At 54.6% G+C, this 14,441-nt stretch carries 12 protein-coding genes; 2 read left to right on the top strand and 10 right to left on the bottom strand.

Annotation, left to right across the window (positions count from 1 at the left end; translation table 11 throughout):
- Positions 1–54 precede the first annotated feature (54 nt).
- From QZL66_RS03255 to QZL66_RS03300, 10 genes are all read right to left on the bottom strand, one after another.
- Positions 55–1,137 (bottom strand): glycosyltransferase, encoded by a 1,083-nt coding sequence (locus QZL66_RS03255; protein WP_293601808.1) that lies wholly within the window; start codon positions 1,135–1,137, stop codon positions 55–57.
- Positions 1,138–1,444: 307 nt separating this feature from the next.
- Positions 1,445–2,446: an NAD(P)H-dependent glycerol-3-phosphate dehydrogenase gene (locus QZL66_RS03260; protein WP_022410325.1), complete on the bottom strand. Its 1,002-nt coding sequence runs from the start codon at positions 2,444–2,446 to the stop codon at positions 1,445–1,447.
- A 41-nt stretch (positions 2,447–2,487) separates the two neighbouring features.
- The gene (gene plsY / locus QZL66_RS03265; protein ID WP_022410326.1) at positions 2,488–3,162 is read right to left on the bottom strand and encodes a glycerol-3-phosphate 1-O-acyltransferase PlsY; all 675 of its coding nucleotides are present in this window, start codon (positions 3,160–3,162) and stop codon (positions 2,488–2,490) included.
- 12 nt (positions 3,163–3,174) lie between these two features.
- Positions 3,175–4,503: a ribosome biogenesis GTPase Der gene (der, locus tag QZL66_RS03270; protein WP_022410327.1), complete on the bottom strand. Its 1,329-nt coding sequence runs from the start codon at positions 4,501–4,503 to the stop codon at positions 3,175–3,177.
- A 96-nt stretch (positions 4,504–4,599) separates the two neighbouring features.
- Positions 4,600–4,788, bottom strand: coding sequence for a 50S ribosomal protein L32 (rpmF, locus tag QZL66_RS03275; protein ID WP_022410328.1), 189 nt, complete (start codon positions 4,786–4,788; stop codon positions 4,600–4,602).
- Between the two features lie 16 nt (positions 4,789–4,804).
- Positions 4,805–5,221, bottom strand: a complete 417-nt coding sequence (locus QZL66_RS03280) for a YceD family protein (protein WP_293601809.1) — start codon at positions 5,219–5,221, stop codon at positions 4,805–4,807.
- Positions 5,222–5,364: 143 nt separating this feature from the next.
- Positions 5,365–5,772 carry a hypothetical protein gene (locus tag QZL66_RS03285; RefSeq protein WP_022410330.1) on the bottom strand — a complete coding sequence of 136 codons (408 nt, stop codon included), beginning with the start codon at positions 5,770–5,772 and terminating at the stop codon, positions 5,365–5,367.
- A gap of 99 nt (positions 5,773–5,871) precedes the next feature.
- Positions 5,872–7,209 (bottom strand): glucose-6-phosphate isomerase, encoded by a 1,338-nt coding sequence (locus tag QZL66_RS03290; RefSeq protein WP_022410331.1) that lies wholly within the window; start codon positions 7,207–7,209, stop codon positions 5,872–5,874.
- Between the two features lie 203 nt (positions 7,210–7,412).
- Entirely contained in the window at positions 7,413–8,540 is a 1,128-nt protein-coding gene (locus QZL66_RS03295; protein ID WP_293601815.1) for a D-alanyl-D-alanine carboxypeptidase family protein, read from the bottom strand.
- A gap of 222 nt (positions 8,541–8,762) precedes the next feature.
- A complete protein-coding gene (locus QZL66_RS03300; RefSeq protein ID WP_022410333.1) occupies positions 8,763–8,993 on the bottom strand; it encodes an HPr family phosphocarrier protein in 231 nt (76 codons plus the stop codon).
- 370 nt (positions 8,994–9,363) lie between these two features.
- Between QZL66_RS03300 and mtaB the strand changes: the two genes are divergently transcribed.
- Both mtaB and QZL66_RS03310 read left to right on the top strand, forming a co-directional pair.
- The gene (gene mtaB / locus QZL66_RS03305; protein ID WP_022410334.1) at positions 9,364–10,716 is read left to right on the top strand and encodes a tRNA (N(6)-L-threonylcarbamoyladenosine(37)-C(2))-methylthiotransferase MtaB; all 1,353 of its coding nucleotides are present in this window, start codon (positions 9,364–9,366) and stop codon (positions 10,714–10,716) included.
- A 15-nt stretch (positions 10,717–10,731) separates the two neighbouring features.
- A complete protein-coding gene (locus QZL66_RS03310) occupies positions 10,732–14,436 on the top strand; it encodes a phosphoribosylformylglycinamidine synthase (RefSeq protein ID WP_022410335.1) in 3,705 nt (1,234 codons plus the stop codon).
- Positions 14,437–14,441 lie beyond the last annotated feature (5 nt).

The raw sequence follows: 14,441 nt of genomic DNA on the forward strand, positions 1-14,441 counted from the left end.
GCAGCCACGATACAGCTCTTCCGTACTGCCTTGACAATGACAATATGCCATTTCTCACAACTCCTTTCTCTTGTGATTTTCTGCATCATGGAATTGGATTCCCTTTTCTGCAAAATACCGCCGGTTGAACGCCACAGCCGCATCTTTCGGCCGGACGCTTCCGGCTAATTCATTATATGCTGCTGCGGAAAAAGTGTCCCCCATCCGGTCATAGCAGACACAGAGCTGCATCGCCGGAATATAATCGCAGCACGCCTGCACACGGAATCCCTCTCTGGAATCCTCACCCACCTCCATAGCAAGCTGGTACCAGAAGATCGCCGTCGGATACTGCTCCTGATCCAGAAAGACAGCGCCCAGTTCACAGCAAAGCTCCGGCGTCGGCGCACCGTATTCCAGCGCACGCAGCAGGCTTTTCAGCGCCTGCGCCGGCTGTTTCAGTTTTCGGTAACAGTTTCCGCAGAGAAGACACGCTCCCATGCAGTCTGGTGCCCAGCCCTTTCCATCCTGCAAAAACTGTTCCAGTACCGGAAGTGCTGCCCGATAGGCACGGTGGTCGTACAGTTCTCTGGCGTAATAATACTGTTCTCTAGGGGAAAAGTTCTCACCACACATAAGCTTCTGCTGATAGATGTGCAAATTGCGATCAGGACTGCCTGCGCCGATTTTTCGGTGTGAGATGGCAGCATCCCCATAGCGCACCTTTCCCCGTGGCACAATTGCCTCGTGCACAGCACCCTCCCACTGAAACTTTACACTGCGCCGAAAAATGCGCTCCCGGCAGGAGATCATCTGCGGTTTTCCGTCCTCGTCAAAGGAGAGCTGATAGGGCAGGAACACCACGTCCGCATCCGGATGCGCCAGAATTCGCCGTAGCTTCTCCTGATTTTCTCCCTCCACCACATCGTCCGCATCCAGCCAGAACCAATAGTCTCCCACCGCCTGCGCCACGGCGTAGTTTCTTGCGGCGGAAAAATCGTCCCGCCACGGGAAATCGTAGATTTTCGCCGAAAACTTCGACGCAATCTTCTTGGTATCATCTGTAGAACCGGTGTCCACCAGAATGATCTCATCCACCAGTTCCGCCACCGAGTCCAAACAGCGCTCCAGCACCGCTTCCTCATTCCGAACGATCATGCACAAACTCACCAAAGGCATTCCAGTTTCCCCTTTCCAATGATATTCCCTTCATTGTATGACGATTCCCGGAAACTGTCACTCAAAACAAAATGTGCCCCGCCGTTTTCACAGCAGGACACATGCATTTTTGGTGATCTTTTTTTAAGAGCTTGTTCCGCATCTTTTATGTGCGGATTTTCGAGCATGATTTTGTCGGTGACAAGGAAAAAATCCGCAGGCATACTTTGTGTCTGGCAAGGGTTTTTGACGCAGTCACCGGCAAAATCTGCCGAAAAGATGTGCGGAAAAAGATGCGAAACAGGCTCTAACAGGAAAAGCTCTCGTACTCGTGTTTTTTCGGACGGCTCATCAGGTTTTGCAGCGCCTGCGCCGCACTCTTCCCGGCGAACAGCACCTCGTAGAGCTGCTCCGTAATGGGCATGCTCACCTGATGCTTCTGCGCCAGCTGCCACGCTGCATGACAGCAGTCATAGCCTTCCACCGTACCAATCTGACGCACCGCCTCCTCCGGCGAAGTGCCGCCGCCGATGAGAATTCCTGCACGGCGATTCCGGCTGTGCATACTACAGCAGGTAACGATGAGGTCACCGATGCCGGACAGTCCGCCGAATGTCTCCGGCTTCCCGCCCATCGTGACGCCCAGATTTGTGATCTCGTGGATGCCACGGGTCATCAGCGCCGCTTTGGTGTTGTCACCGCAGTGCAGACCATCACAAATACCGGCTGCCAGCGCAATGATATTTTTCAGCGCACCGCCAATTTCACAGCCAATGATATCTGTGTTGATATACAGCCGCAGGGCATGACTGGTGAAAATGTCCTGAATCAGCGCTGCGGTCTCCTCCGATGCCGACGCTGCGACTACTGTTGTAGGGATTTCCCGCCCCACTTCCTCCGCATGGGAGGGGCCGGTAATGGTTCCCACTGCTGCCTGCGGAATCTCTTCATGCAGCACCTGACTCATGGTCAGAAACGTCTGTTCCTCCAGCCCTTTGCTGGCATTAACCACAGTCGTTCCCGCCTGGACATAGGGGGAAACCTGTCTTGCAAGTTCCCGAATGTGACGGGACGGCACAGCAAAGAGCAGCAGCTCGCAGTCAGATGCACAGGCAAGATCGGTGGTCAGTGCGATCTTCTCCGGAATCGGCACGCCCGGCAGCTTATCCCGCCGTTCGCCGTCCCGCCGAATCTCTGCAATGGTCTGCTGAGAATGGTTCCAGACCGTCACAGTATGGCCGTTATGATACGCCGTCAGCGCAAGACTCAACCCGAATCCGCCGGCACCCAGTATGGTTACATTTGCCACAGGCAACCTCCTTCTGTCGATGGGAACACGCTCCGGCGTTCTCACACGTTTTTTGTCTTATGAAAAGAAAACCGATTTTCCGTCCCGTTTTTCAGGCGCTGGATGTTGGTGCGGTGCATCCAGATGACCATAGCACCCATCACCGCAGCCAGCCCAGTGTTCAGCCAGACGTACCACATGGGCATATCCCCACGCTGGAGCATCTGGAACAGGAAGGTAATGATCGGGCAGCAAACCGCAGCGATGATCGAGCCGAGGGAAACGTATTTCGAAATTGCCAGAACTATGATAAAGATCAGGATCAGACATCCGAACACCTTGGGATCAATTCCCAGAAAGACCGATACGCCGACCAGCACGCCCTTTCCCCCACGAAAATGATAGTACAGGGGAAAGACATGTCCCAGAATGGCAAAGATTCCGGCGATATAGCCGATGAAGTGCACGTCCTGCTGTGCCGTCAGTCCCACATCCATCCAGTGGCAGATGCCACGGCTGAGGAACACGGCGATGATGCCCTTTGCCAGATCACCGATGAGCGTCAGCGCAGCGCAGCCCTTTCCGAAACAGCGCAGGGTATTGGTCAGGCCGGCATTGTGGCTGCCGAAATCCCGCACATCCTGATGCTTCAGCAACCGAACCACCAGAATGGAGCTGTTGCAGCTTCCCAGCAGATAGGACACCAGCGCAGACAAAACAATTGCCAAAAACAGCATTCCATCCACCTCTTATTTCTCGTCCTTGGCACGTTCCCGCACCACAAAGCGCACCGGCGTTCCGGACAGTCCGAACGTAGAGCGAATCTGATTTTCCAGATACCGCTGGTAGGAGAAGTGGAACAGATCGGCACGGTTGACAAAGATGACAAACGTGGGGGGCTTGGAACTTGCCTGTGTGATATAGTAGATCTTCAGGCGCTTGCCCTTGTCCGAGGGCGGCTGCACTCTGGTGGTCGCATAGGCGAGCACATCGTTCAGCATACCGGTGGAAATGCGGATATTATTCTGCAAGTATACCTCCCGAATCAGCGAGAACAGCTTCTGTACCCGCTGACCGGTCTTGGCAGAAATAAAGAGGAACGGCGCATAGGACATGAAGCTAAAGTCGTTTTTCAGCTTGTCCTCGTATTCCCGCATGGTCTTGTTGTCCTTTTCGATGAGATCCCACTTGTTGACCACGATGATGGACGCCTTTCCCTGTTCGTGGGCATAGCCGGCAACCTTGGAATCCTGTTCCGTAAAGCCCTCTGCGGCATCGATCAGAATCAGGCAGACATCTGCCCGATCTACCGCCATATAGGCACGCAGCACGCTATAGTGCTCAATGCGCTCTGTAACCTTTGCCTTTTTCCGGATTCCAGCGGTGTCAATGAGGGTGAAAGTGCCCTCTTCGTTTTCCACAACGGTATCCGTTGCATCACGTGTTGTCCCTGCCACATTGGAAACGATAACACGTTCCTCTCCGGCGATGCGGTTGACCAGCGAGGACTTGCCCACGTTCGGCTTACCGATAATGGCAACCTTGATGTTATCCTCGTCGTCATCCTCCGCATCCTCCTCCGGCAGGTATTCATAGAGGGCATCCAGCATATCGCCGGTGCCGTGACCATGTGCCGCAGAAATGGGATAGGGATCGCCGATTCCCAGATTATAGAACTCATACAGTTCCATAGGCGGTTCGCCGATGGTGTCGCACTTATTGACGGCGAGGATCACCGGTTTTCCGCTCTTTTGCAGCATGCTCGCCACAGCGCTGTCGTCCGCCGTGACACCGCACCGCACATCTGTCACCAGAATAATGACATCGGCACGTTCAATGGCAAGCTCTGCTTGCTGGCGCATCTGTTTCAGAATGACGTCTTCTGTCGAGGTTTCAATACCGCCGGTGTCCACCAGCATAAACTGGCGGTTTCTCCATTCGCCCTTGGCATAGATTCGGTCCCGTGTGACACCTGGGGTATCCTCTACGATGGAAAGCCGTTTTCCGATCAGCTTATTAAACAGCGTGGACTTGCCCACATTTGGCCGCCCTACAACTGCTACAACTGGCAATGCCATTTTCTCATCTCCTTCTTCCAAAACCGACAAATAATACAAAAAAGAGAGGCAGCCAAGGCCGCCTCTCCTCCTCGTACAAATGTCATGCCCAGAGTCTTACTCTGCTTCGTCCATCTTCAGAACGGCAACGCCATTGTAATATCCACAATTCTTGCAAACCTTATGCGGTGCCTTGTATGCGCCGCAATTGCTGCATGTGCTCATTGCCGGTGCATCGAGCTTCCAAACAGCAGAACGTCTTTTATTCCGTCTTGCCTTGGAGACCTTATTCTTCGGTACAGCCATGTTTTCGCACCTCCTTTTATTTTCGACAGTCGCAGGTGGCTTCGTTCAGGTTACACCCGCAGATATCGCACAGACCCTTGCAGTCCTCCCGGCAAAGCATCTTTGTCGGCAGCATCAGCAGCAGGTCCGAGATTGCTGTCTGATTCATATCAATGCTGTCGTGTTCTGCAACCAGATATGTGTCATAAACGTCGCCCTCACTCTGTAGCGATGGTACGACTGTGTGAGAAAAGTCATACGAATACTCGCGCGTCAATTCCTGAAGGCAGCGATCGCAGACAACATGCAGCACACAAGAAACCGTATATTGCAGTGTCACAATACCGGCACGATTGCGAAACATTCCCTTGACCGTCACCGGCCCGTCAAACGTATAGCCGTGCACACCGGACAGTTCCTCCGGCACGATCTGGTATTCAATCGGGAAACGCATTCCTTCTATCTGAAATAGTTCTCGCAGCTGTAAAACCATACCTGTTCCCTTTCACGCATTGCATTACTTATTATATACTATTTTGCCCCAGCTTGTCAAGCATTTTTTTCAAAAACCGAAAAGAGGGCGAAATTGCGTCACTCTTAGTCGATGAAACGAGTAACGGAGGTCGGCAGCTCCGATGGATCTGCGGAAACAGTAAAGGTAACAGAAGAATCCTCTCCGGTCAGCTTGTCCAGCTTTTCCAGCATCCGGCCGAACTCATCGAAATCAGCGCCAGCGATCTTCAGGATACCATCAACATAGATCTCTTTGATGTCGTAGTTGCCTGCCAGCATACCAGCGATGAAGCCGTAGAAGGAATCGAAGCTGTCGATGCAGAACTGCTCTGCATCACACCATCTTACCTTGTAGCTGATGGAACGGCGCAGTGTCTCGCCCTTTTCGATGCATACCAGACAGCCGTTGGTGTTCTTTACTGCTGCATTGATCTTGTCGATGATGACCTTAGTTTTTCCGCTTCCTTTTTTTCCTGTAATCAGTTGAATCATAGTGAAACTCCTTTCGTACCGCAAAAGCGGCACATGTTTTGAAAGAGACCGCCGGAAATCCGACACGCTCTCGCATTCAATTTTGGAGCTGTGCAGAAATTATTCTGCCAGCTTTGCCTCCAGAGCAGCCTTCTGGTCTTCATAACCCGGCTTGCCCAGCAGTGCAAACATATTCTTCTTGTAGCTCTCAACGCCCGGCTGGTTGAACGGGTTGACACCCAGCAGATAACCGGAGATTGCGCATGCCTTTTCGAAGAAGTAGATGAGGTAGCCCAGACTCTTTTCGGAAACATCTTCCACTTCCAGAATCATATTGGGAACACCGCCGTCGGTGTGTGCCAGAATAACACCTTCCAGTGCCTTCCGGTTTACCACAGACATGTTCTGATTGGTGAGGAAGTTCAGACCATCCAGATTTTCAGCGTCCGGTTCCAGATAGAAATCCTGCTTCGGCTTCTTGATATCCACAACGGTCTCAAACAGAATGCGGCTGCCCTCCTGGATGTACTGACCCATGGAGTGCAGGTCGGTGGAGAATACGCCAGCCGACGGGAAGATTCCCTTGTTATCCTTGCCCTCGCTCTCGCCGAACAGCTGCTTGTACCACTCAGACATCATTACGAAGCTCGGCTCATAGGAAACCAGCATTTCCACAGCCTTGCCCTTGCGGTACAGAATGTTCCGCAGTGCAGCGTACTTGTAGCAGTCGTTCTGCTCAAAGTCAGCCATGTAGTCCTTCTGTGCCTGTGCAGCGCCTTCCATCAGGGCAGCGATATCACAGCCGGCAACTGCGATGGGCAGCAGACCAACTGCGGTCAGAACGGAGTACCGTCCGCCAACGTTGTCCGGAACAACGAAAGTCTCATAGCCCTCGGTATCCGACAGTTCCTTCAGGGTACCCTTTGCCTTATCGGTAGTTGCAAAGATGTGATCCTTTGCGCCATCCTTGCCATACTTCTTCTCAACCAGCTGCTTGAACACACGGAATGCCAGCGCCGGTTCTGTTGTCGTACCAGACTTGGAGATGACGTTTACGGAGATATCCTTGCCCTCGCAAATCGAGAGTACCTCGTTCAGATAAGTCGGATTGATGTTGTTGCCGACATAGTAGATATCCGGTGTATCTTTCTTCAAGTTGTTGTAGAACGGCGATTTCAGGAACTCGATGGCAGCACGGGCACCCAGATAAGAACCGCCGATACCGATGACGATCAGGATATCCGAATTGCTCTGGATCTTCTTGGCAGCAGCCTGAATCCGTGCGAATTCTTCCTTGTCATAATCGGTGGGCAGGGTAAGCCAGCCCAAGAAGTCCGAACCGAGTCCGGTCTTGTTGTGCAGCATCTCTGCTGCCGCTTCCACCTGATGCTTGATTCCGGTGAGTTCGTCTTCCCCAACAAATTTTGCCAGATACTTTGTATTCAGCTTTACAGACATAATACAATTCCCTCCACTTTCTAAAAGGCGTTGCAGCCAAGCCGCCTTTTTCAGGCAGCTGCGCATCCTGCGGAATCCTCCGGCACGATGCACCGTCTGCGATGCAGACCTACTTCAACCACTTTACCACTATATCATACTATATTCTTCGTCTGATTGCAAGTGGAATCCGGATTCTTGTTCAATCTACACAAAATTACATTCTACAATTTAAGCAGTTTGACGACAAATTGTGACAGCGAATCCCCAAAATTCCGCAGCCGCACAGAATCCGACGCCACAACCGCCGTTTCATCCAGCAAAGTGTCTCCGTGGTAGAACGCCGCCCGTCCAAGGCGCTGTCCCTTTTTCACCGGTGCCAGCACATACCGTGGCAGCACCAGCACCGTTTCCAGCTCCTGATCGGATTTCGGCACCACAAGCCCCTGCAGCCGCTTTGGCTCCACCAGCACGGAACGGCAGATACCGCCACGCACCGTCACCGGATAAAGGAACTCCGCCGAGAATGCCGGCTGCACCACCTGCCAGCCGGCAAACCCACGCCGCAGCAGGGATTTTGCCAGTGCAAAGCGGCTGTCATCTGTCTGGCATCCCAGCACCACAGCGATGCACTTCATCTGCTTCCGCTCCGCACCGGCGGCAATGCTCCAGCCGTCCGCCTCTGTGTGGCACGCTTTGAAACCGATGCTGGTGTCGTCGGTACGGGCAAAGGTGTTCTCATTCACCAGTTCTGTCTCCTCGCCACGCAGAAAATCCCGCCACGTCTGAAAATAGGGCGTCAGCACATCATATTCCGACAGCGCCCGGCACAGCCGTGCCAGATCCGCCGCCGTGGTGTACTGCGTTTCCGCATTGCTGCCCTGCGGTGCATCAAAGCGTGTGCTGCGCATACCGAGATCAAAGGCACGTGCGTTCATGTCCATGACAAAGGATGCCACATCACCACTAATACCAACCGCCAGCATTGCCGCTGCATCGCCGGCATTTCCGATTATCAGCCCTTTCAGCAGGTCAGACACCGTCATCTTCTCCCCCGGCACCAGCCAGATCACTGCACCGGAAATCCCGCTGACTTCCTCTCCGGCAGTCAGTTCCGTCTCCAGCGTCCAGCTGCCGGATGTCAGCTGTTCCGCCGTCAGCAGGGCGGTCATCAGCTTCGCCATCGTTCCGCAGGAAAACGGCGCATCACCGTTGGACTCCAGCAAAACCGTTCCCGTTTCCGCCTCCATCAGCACATAGGCAGCGGCGGGAATCTCCGTTTCCTCCGCCGAAGCCGAAATGCGGCACAGTCCAAGCCATACCAGCAGCACCGCCATTCCGATTGCACACATCCGTTTCACCAGCGACCACCTCCGATTTAAAGTGTATGCGCCTGTGTGAAAAAACATGTGTCGGACAGAAAAACGGCACCCCGTTTCCGGAGCGCCGCCTTTCCCTCTTACTATTCTACTCAATCTTTGAAAGTGGTGTTACATTTCAAATACCACGCAGTTGCCTGCGTGTATCCCTTTCAGAAGCAGAGTGCCTCCAAAAGGCAACCGGCGACTCCGGTCTTAAGCAATGATGTACTTCTGGATTGCCTTGATCAGTGCTTCCGGATCCTCAGTATGAGCCTGAAGCTTGATCGGCTTGGAGAGATCCAGGCTGAAGATACCCATGATGGACTTTGCATCAATGGCATAACGGCCCGAAACCAGATCGATATCATAGTCAAACATCATGACAGTGTTTACGAAATCCTTGACATCGTTGATTGCATTCAGCTGAATTGTTGTTTCATACATAACAATTACCTCCTTAGGAATACGATCATCTGATCTTTCCATGTTGTCAAAATAACAGAACGGAAACCTCGACGCTGTTTTCGGCAACGTGCATGCCGCACATCGCTTTGATTTGTTCTGTAGCTATAGCATACCACGAAAAAATTTTCTTGTCAAGACGATTGCAACATTTTCGTCGATATAGTATAATAGGGGGTGAAATACCGCATTGTTTTTTGACATGAGCGTTAAGTTTTATGAGAAACATGTGAAAACCCTGCGAAATTCCTGTCGAAAATCACAATGCCGGCTGTTCAGAACCTGTATCCGAAATGTAAGAAGTTACATAGCACCGGATACATTCTGCAAAAAACGACAAGGAGAGAAATCTTTGAACTGTTATTTTCTGACGTTCGGCTGCAAAGTCAACACCTGCGAAACCGCTTCCATGCAAACCATGCTGCGCAGCGCCGGACACTGCATTGTCACGACCCCTGAGGAGGCGGATGTCTGTATTCTCAATTCCTGCACTGTCACAGAGTCTGGCGACAACCGCACCCGTGCCGCTCTGCGCAAACTGCGCCGCAGCTATCCGGACATGCTTTTGGTGCTCACCGGCTGCTATGCGCAGGCATATCCGGAACAGGCGGAGTCCATTCCCGAAGCCGATCTGGTACTGGGCACCAAGGGGCGCAGCCGTCTGCCGGAGCTGCTGGAAACATGGCAGCAGACACACACGCCCTGTGGCGCAGTGGATGCCTACACCGGACACGACACCTTTGAGGCACTTCCCTGCGACATCATGCCGGACAACACCCGTGCCTTTCTCAAGATTCAGGATGGCTGCAACTGCTTTTGCAGCTACTGCATCATCCCCTATGCCAGAGGGCGCTGCCGTTCTCTGCCGCCGGAGGAGCTGCGCCGTGCCGCCAGTACCTTTGCGGAGCACGGCTATCAGGAGCTGGTGCTCTGCGGCATCAATCTGGGGTTCTACGGCATGGAGTGGGGTGGCAGTCTTGCCGATGCGGTAGAGCTGTGCTGTACCATTCCGGGAATCCGCCGTGTCCGCCTCAGTTCGCTGGAACCGGAGCGCATGACGGACGAAGTGCTGGACCGGCTGGCAGCGCTGCCGCAGTTCTGCCCCCAGTTCCATCTGTCCCTGCAAAGCGGCTGCGACCGCACCCTGCGCCGGATGAACCGCAAGTACACCGCTGCGGAGTACGCCGGCATCTGCAGCCGCATCCGCTCCAGATTTCCGGACTGCGCCATCACGACCGACTGGATGGTAGGCTTCCCCGGAGAGAGCGATGCGGATTTTGAGGATGCCGTGCGGTTTGCGGAGGAAATCCGCTTTGCCGGCATCCACGTGTTCCGCTATTCCCCCAGAGCCGGCACCCGTGCCGCAGAATTTCCGGAACAGATCTCCGGAAGCGTCAAAAAGGCACGGATGGAACAGGCGCAAAGCCTCGCAAAAGCGTCGAAATTTGCGTTTTTCAAGGCGCAGATCGGAAAGACGTTCCCCGTGCTTTTTGAGCGGGAACGCGGGGACGGATACCACATCGGACACGCCCCGAACGGTGCCGTTATCCGGGTTTTTGCAGAAAAATCAAAAAAAAGTTTGCGTAATCGGATTTTTTGTGTTAAAATAGAAGAGAATGATGCGGACTGCTGCTACGGAACACTCGTGGCACAGGACGCAGCTGACAGTGCTGCATCTCCTGCCGCCCTGCCAAATTCACGATAAAAAAGGAGTTTTACCATGTCCGTTTCTCGTATTTATGTTGAGAAGAAAGCAGAGTTCGCCGTAGAAGCACGTGCTGTGCTCAGCGACCTGCAAACCGCCCTTCGTCTGAATGTGACGAACGTCCGGATCTTCAACCGCTATGACGCAGATCATCTGACGGAAGAAGCATTCCAGCGTGCCATCCCCACGGTATTCTCGGAGCCGGCTGTAGACCACATCTACACTGAGCTGCCGGCACTGGAGCCGGGTCAGCGCATGTTCGCCACCGAATATCTGCCGGGACAGTTTGACCAGCGTGCAGACAGCTGCGAACAGTGCATCCAGATCCTGCTGCAGGGCGAACGCTGCCGTGTCCGCACCGCACAGGTATTCGTCATCTCCGGCAATCTCACCGACGCAGAGTTCGACCGTCTGAAATCGTACCTCATCAATCCGGTGGAGCGCCGTGAGGCATCCATGGAGAAGCCGCAGACGCTGGACACCAACTACACCATTCCCACCACCGTCAAGACACTGGACGGCTTCACCAAGCTCTCGGAAGAGGAGCTGAAGCAGTTTATCAATGAATACGGTCTTGCCATGGATCTGGGCGACATCCAGTTCTGTCAGGCATACTTCCGTGACACTGAGCACCGTGATCCCACCATCACCGAGCTGCGCATGATCGACACCTACTGGTCCGACCACTGCCGCCACACCACATTCCTCACTCAGATCTCCAACGTGGACATTCCCACCGGCTACATCAAGGACACCTATGATGCTTACTGTGAGGTTCGGCAGGAGCTGGGCAGAGGCGAAAAGCCCATGACCCTCATGGACCTGGCAACCATCGCTGCCAAGAAGCTGAAGGCAGACGGCAAGCTGAACGATCTGGACGAGAGCGAGGAGATCAACGCCTGCTCCGTGAAGATCAAGGTGGACATCAATGGCAAGGACGAAGACTGGATCCTCATGTTCAAGAACGAGACACACAACCACCCCACCGAGATCGAGCCGTTCGGCGGTGCCGCAACCTGTCTAGGCGGTGCCATCCGTGACCCGCTGTCCGGCCGTTCCTATGTGTACCAGGCAATGCGTGTCACCGGTGCAGCCAATCCGCTGGTACCGGTAGAGGACACCATCGCCGGCAAGCTGCCTCAGAGAAAGATCACCGTCGGCGCGGCAAACGGCTACAGCTCCTACGGCAACCAGATCGGTCTGGCAACCGGTCATGTTGCCGAGGTATACCACCCCGGCTACATGGCAAAGCGCATGGAAATCGGTGCGGTACTGGGCGCTGCTCCGGCATCCAACATCCGTCGGGAAGCACCGGTGCCGGGCGACATTGTCATCCTGCTGGGCGGTAAGACCGGACGGGACGGCTGTGGCGGCGCAACCGGTTCTTCCAAGTCCCACACCATCGAATCGCTGGAGCACTGCGGTGCAGAAGTACAGAAGGGTAATGCGCCGGAAGAGCGCAAGCTCCAGCGTCTGTTCCGCAATCCGGCAGTGACCCGCATGATCAAGCGCTGCAACGACTTCGGCGCAGGCGGTGTTTCCGTTGCCATCGGTGAACTGACCGACGGTCTGGAAATCGACCTGAACGCCGTGCCCAAGAAATACGACGGTCTGGACGGCACCGAAATCGCCATCAGTGAGTCCCAGGAGCGTATGGCAGTTGTCGTTGCGCCGGAGGATGCCGAGAAGTTCATCAAGGAAGCCGGCAGAGAAAATCTGGAGGCTACCATTGTAGCAGTCGTCAAGGCAGAACCCCGCCTGCGCATGAACTGGAACGGCAACACCATCGTTGACCTCTCCAGAGAATTCCTGAACTCCAACGGTGCCGTAAAACACACTGACATCTCCATTGCAGAACCGTCTGCACCGGAGACCTCCACCCTGACTGACAGCGCAGATGCCTGGACGGAACTGCTTTCCAGCCTGAATATCTGCTCACAGAAGGGACTGATCGAGAAGTTTGACTCCACCATCGGCGCAGGCACTGTTCTGATGCCGTTCGGCGGTGTATATCAGCTGTCGCCCTCTCAGGCAATGGCTGCCAAGATTCCGGTACTCCGTGGCGAGACCAATACCTGCTCCCTGATGGGCTGGGGCTACAATCCCACCATCAGCGAACACAGCCCGTATCTGGGCGCTATGGACGCCGTTATCACCTCTGTGGCAAAGGTTGTCGCAGCAGGCGGAAGCTGGCACCACTGCTGGCTGACCTTCCAGGAGTACTTCGAGCGCACCCAGAACGATCCCAAGCGCTGGGGCAAGCCCATGGCAGCCCTGCTGGGCGCATTCAAGGCACAGCTGGAACTGTCCTGCGGTTCTATCGGCGGTAAGGACTCCATGTCCGGCACATTCGAGAACATCGACGTACCGCCCACGCTGGTATCTTTCGCTGTTTCCACTGCCAAGGCAGACAAGGTCGTTTCCACCGAATTCAAGCAGGCAGGCGACAAGGTCGTAATGCTCCGCCCGACCGTTGACGAAAACGGCATCCCGAATTTCGAGAGCGTCCGCAGCACATTCGACAAGGTAGAGGCAATGATCGCAGCAGGCCGCATCCGTGCCGGCTGGGTCATCGACTACGGCGGTGCCGCAGAGGGTATCGCAAAGATGTGTTTCGGCAACGGCATCGGCTTCACATTCTCCCGCCAGCTGACAGACGCTGAACTGTTCCAGCCCTGCTGCGGCGGATTCCTGCTGGAACTCTGCGGCGATGCTGAAGAGGGCGAGGATGTCATCGGTACGACTGCGGAAAAGCCGGAGATCATTTGCCCGAACTACACCCTCCAGCTGGACAAGCTGCTGGCTTGCTGGGAGCGGAAGCTGGAACCCATCTTCCCCTGCCGCATCAAGACCACAAACGAAGTGCCGGAGAAGCTTTCCTACACTAGAAAGACCACCCTGTCCGCCTCCGTCAAGAGCGCACAGCCCCGTGTTCTGATTCCGGTATTCCCCGGCACCAACTGCGAATACGATACCGCACGTGTCTTTGAGCGTGCCGGCGCAAGACCTCAGACCTTTATCATCCGCAACCTCTCCGCAGCAGCCATGGAAGATTCCATCACCACATTCGCTGCCATGGTAAAGCAGGCGCAGATCATCATGATCCCCGGCGGCTTCAGCGGCGGCGACGAGCCGGAGGGCAGCGGTAAGTTCATCACCGCATTCTTCCGCAACCCCCGCATCAAGGATGCTGTTCACGAGCTTCTGAAAAACCGTGACGGTCTGATGCTGGGTATCTGCAACGGCTTCCAGGCACTGGTAAAGCTTGGTCTGGTCCCGTTCGGCGAGATCATGGACATGACAGATGTTTCGCCGACGCTGACCTTCAACACCATCGCACGCCACCAGTCCATGCTGGTCAATACGAGAATCGCCTCCAACAAGTCCCCGTGGCTGTACGGCACAGAGGTTGGCGATGTGCACACCGTTGCCATCTCCCACGGCGAGGGACGCTTTGTTGCGCCGCCGGAGCTGCTGGCAGACATGGCAAAGAACGGTCAGATCGCAACCCAGTACGTTGATCTGGCAGGCAACCCCACCATGGACATCCACTTCAACCCCAACACCTCTATGATGGCCATCGAGGGTATCACTTCGCCGGACGGCAGAGTCCTCGGCAAGATGGGACACAGTGAGCGTATCGGTCAGAACCTGTACCGGAACGTACCGGGCGAAAAGGATCAGAAGATCTTCGAGAGCGGTGTTGCTTACTTCCAGTAATCTCA

This window comes from Ruminococcus sp. CAG:330, assembly GCF_000437175.1.
Taxonomy (GTDB): Bacteria; Bacillota; Clostridia; order Oscillospirales; family Ruminococcaceae; genus Ruminococcus_C.

Bases quoted from the DNA above. Each gene is read 5' to 3' on its own strand.
- QZL66_RS03255 (WP_293601808.1), bottom strand. From the start codon at position 1,137: ATGATCGTTCGGAATGAGGAAGCGGTGCTGGAGCGCTGTTTGGACTCG.
- QZL66_RS03285 (WP_022410330.1), bottom strand. From the start codon at position 5,772: ATGATTCAACTGATTACAGGAAAAAAAGGAAGCGGAAAAACTAAGGTC.
- der (WP_022410327.1), bottom strand. From the start codon at position 4,503: ATGGCATTGCCAGTTGTAGCAGTTGTAGGGCGGCCAAATGTGGGCAAG.
- QZL66_RS03280 (WP_293601809.1), bottom strand. From the start codon at position 5,221: ATGCGTTTCCCGATTGAATACCAGATCGTGCCGGAGGAACTGTCCGGT.
- QZL66_RS03300 (WP_022410333.1), bottom strand. From the start codon at position 8,993: ATGTATGAAACAACAATTCAGCTGAATGCAATCAACGATGTCAAGGAT.
- QZL66_RS03295 (WP_293601815.1), bottom strand. From the start codon at position 8,540: ATGTGTGCAATCGGAATGGCGGTGCTGCTGGTATGGCTTGGACTGTGC.
- QZL66_RS03310 (WP_022410335.1), top strand. From the start codon at position 10,732: ATGTCCGTTTCTCGTATTTATGTTGAGAAGAAAGCAGAGTTCGCCGTA.
- rpmF (WP_022410328.1), bottom strand. From the start codon at position 4,788: ATGGCTGTACCGAAGAATAAGGTCTCCAAGGCAAGACGGAATAAAAGA.
- QZL66_RS03290 (WP_022410331.1), bottom strand. From the start codon at position 7,209: ATGTCTGTAAAGCTGAATACAAAGTATCTGGCAAAATTTGTTGGGGAA.
- plsY (WP_022410326.1), bottom strand. From the start codon at position 3,162: ATGCTGTTTTTGGCAATTGTTTTGTCTGCGCTGGTGTCCTATCTGCTG.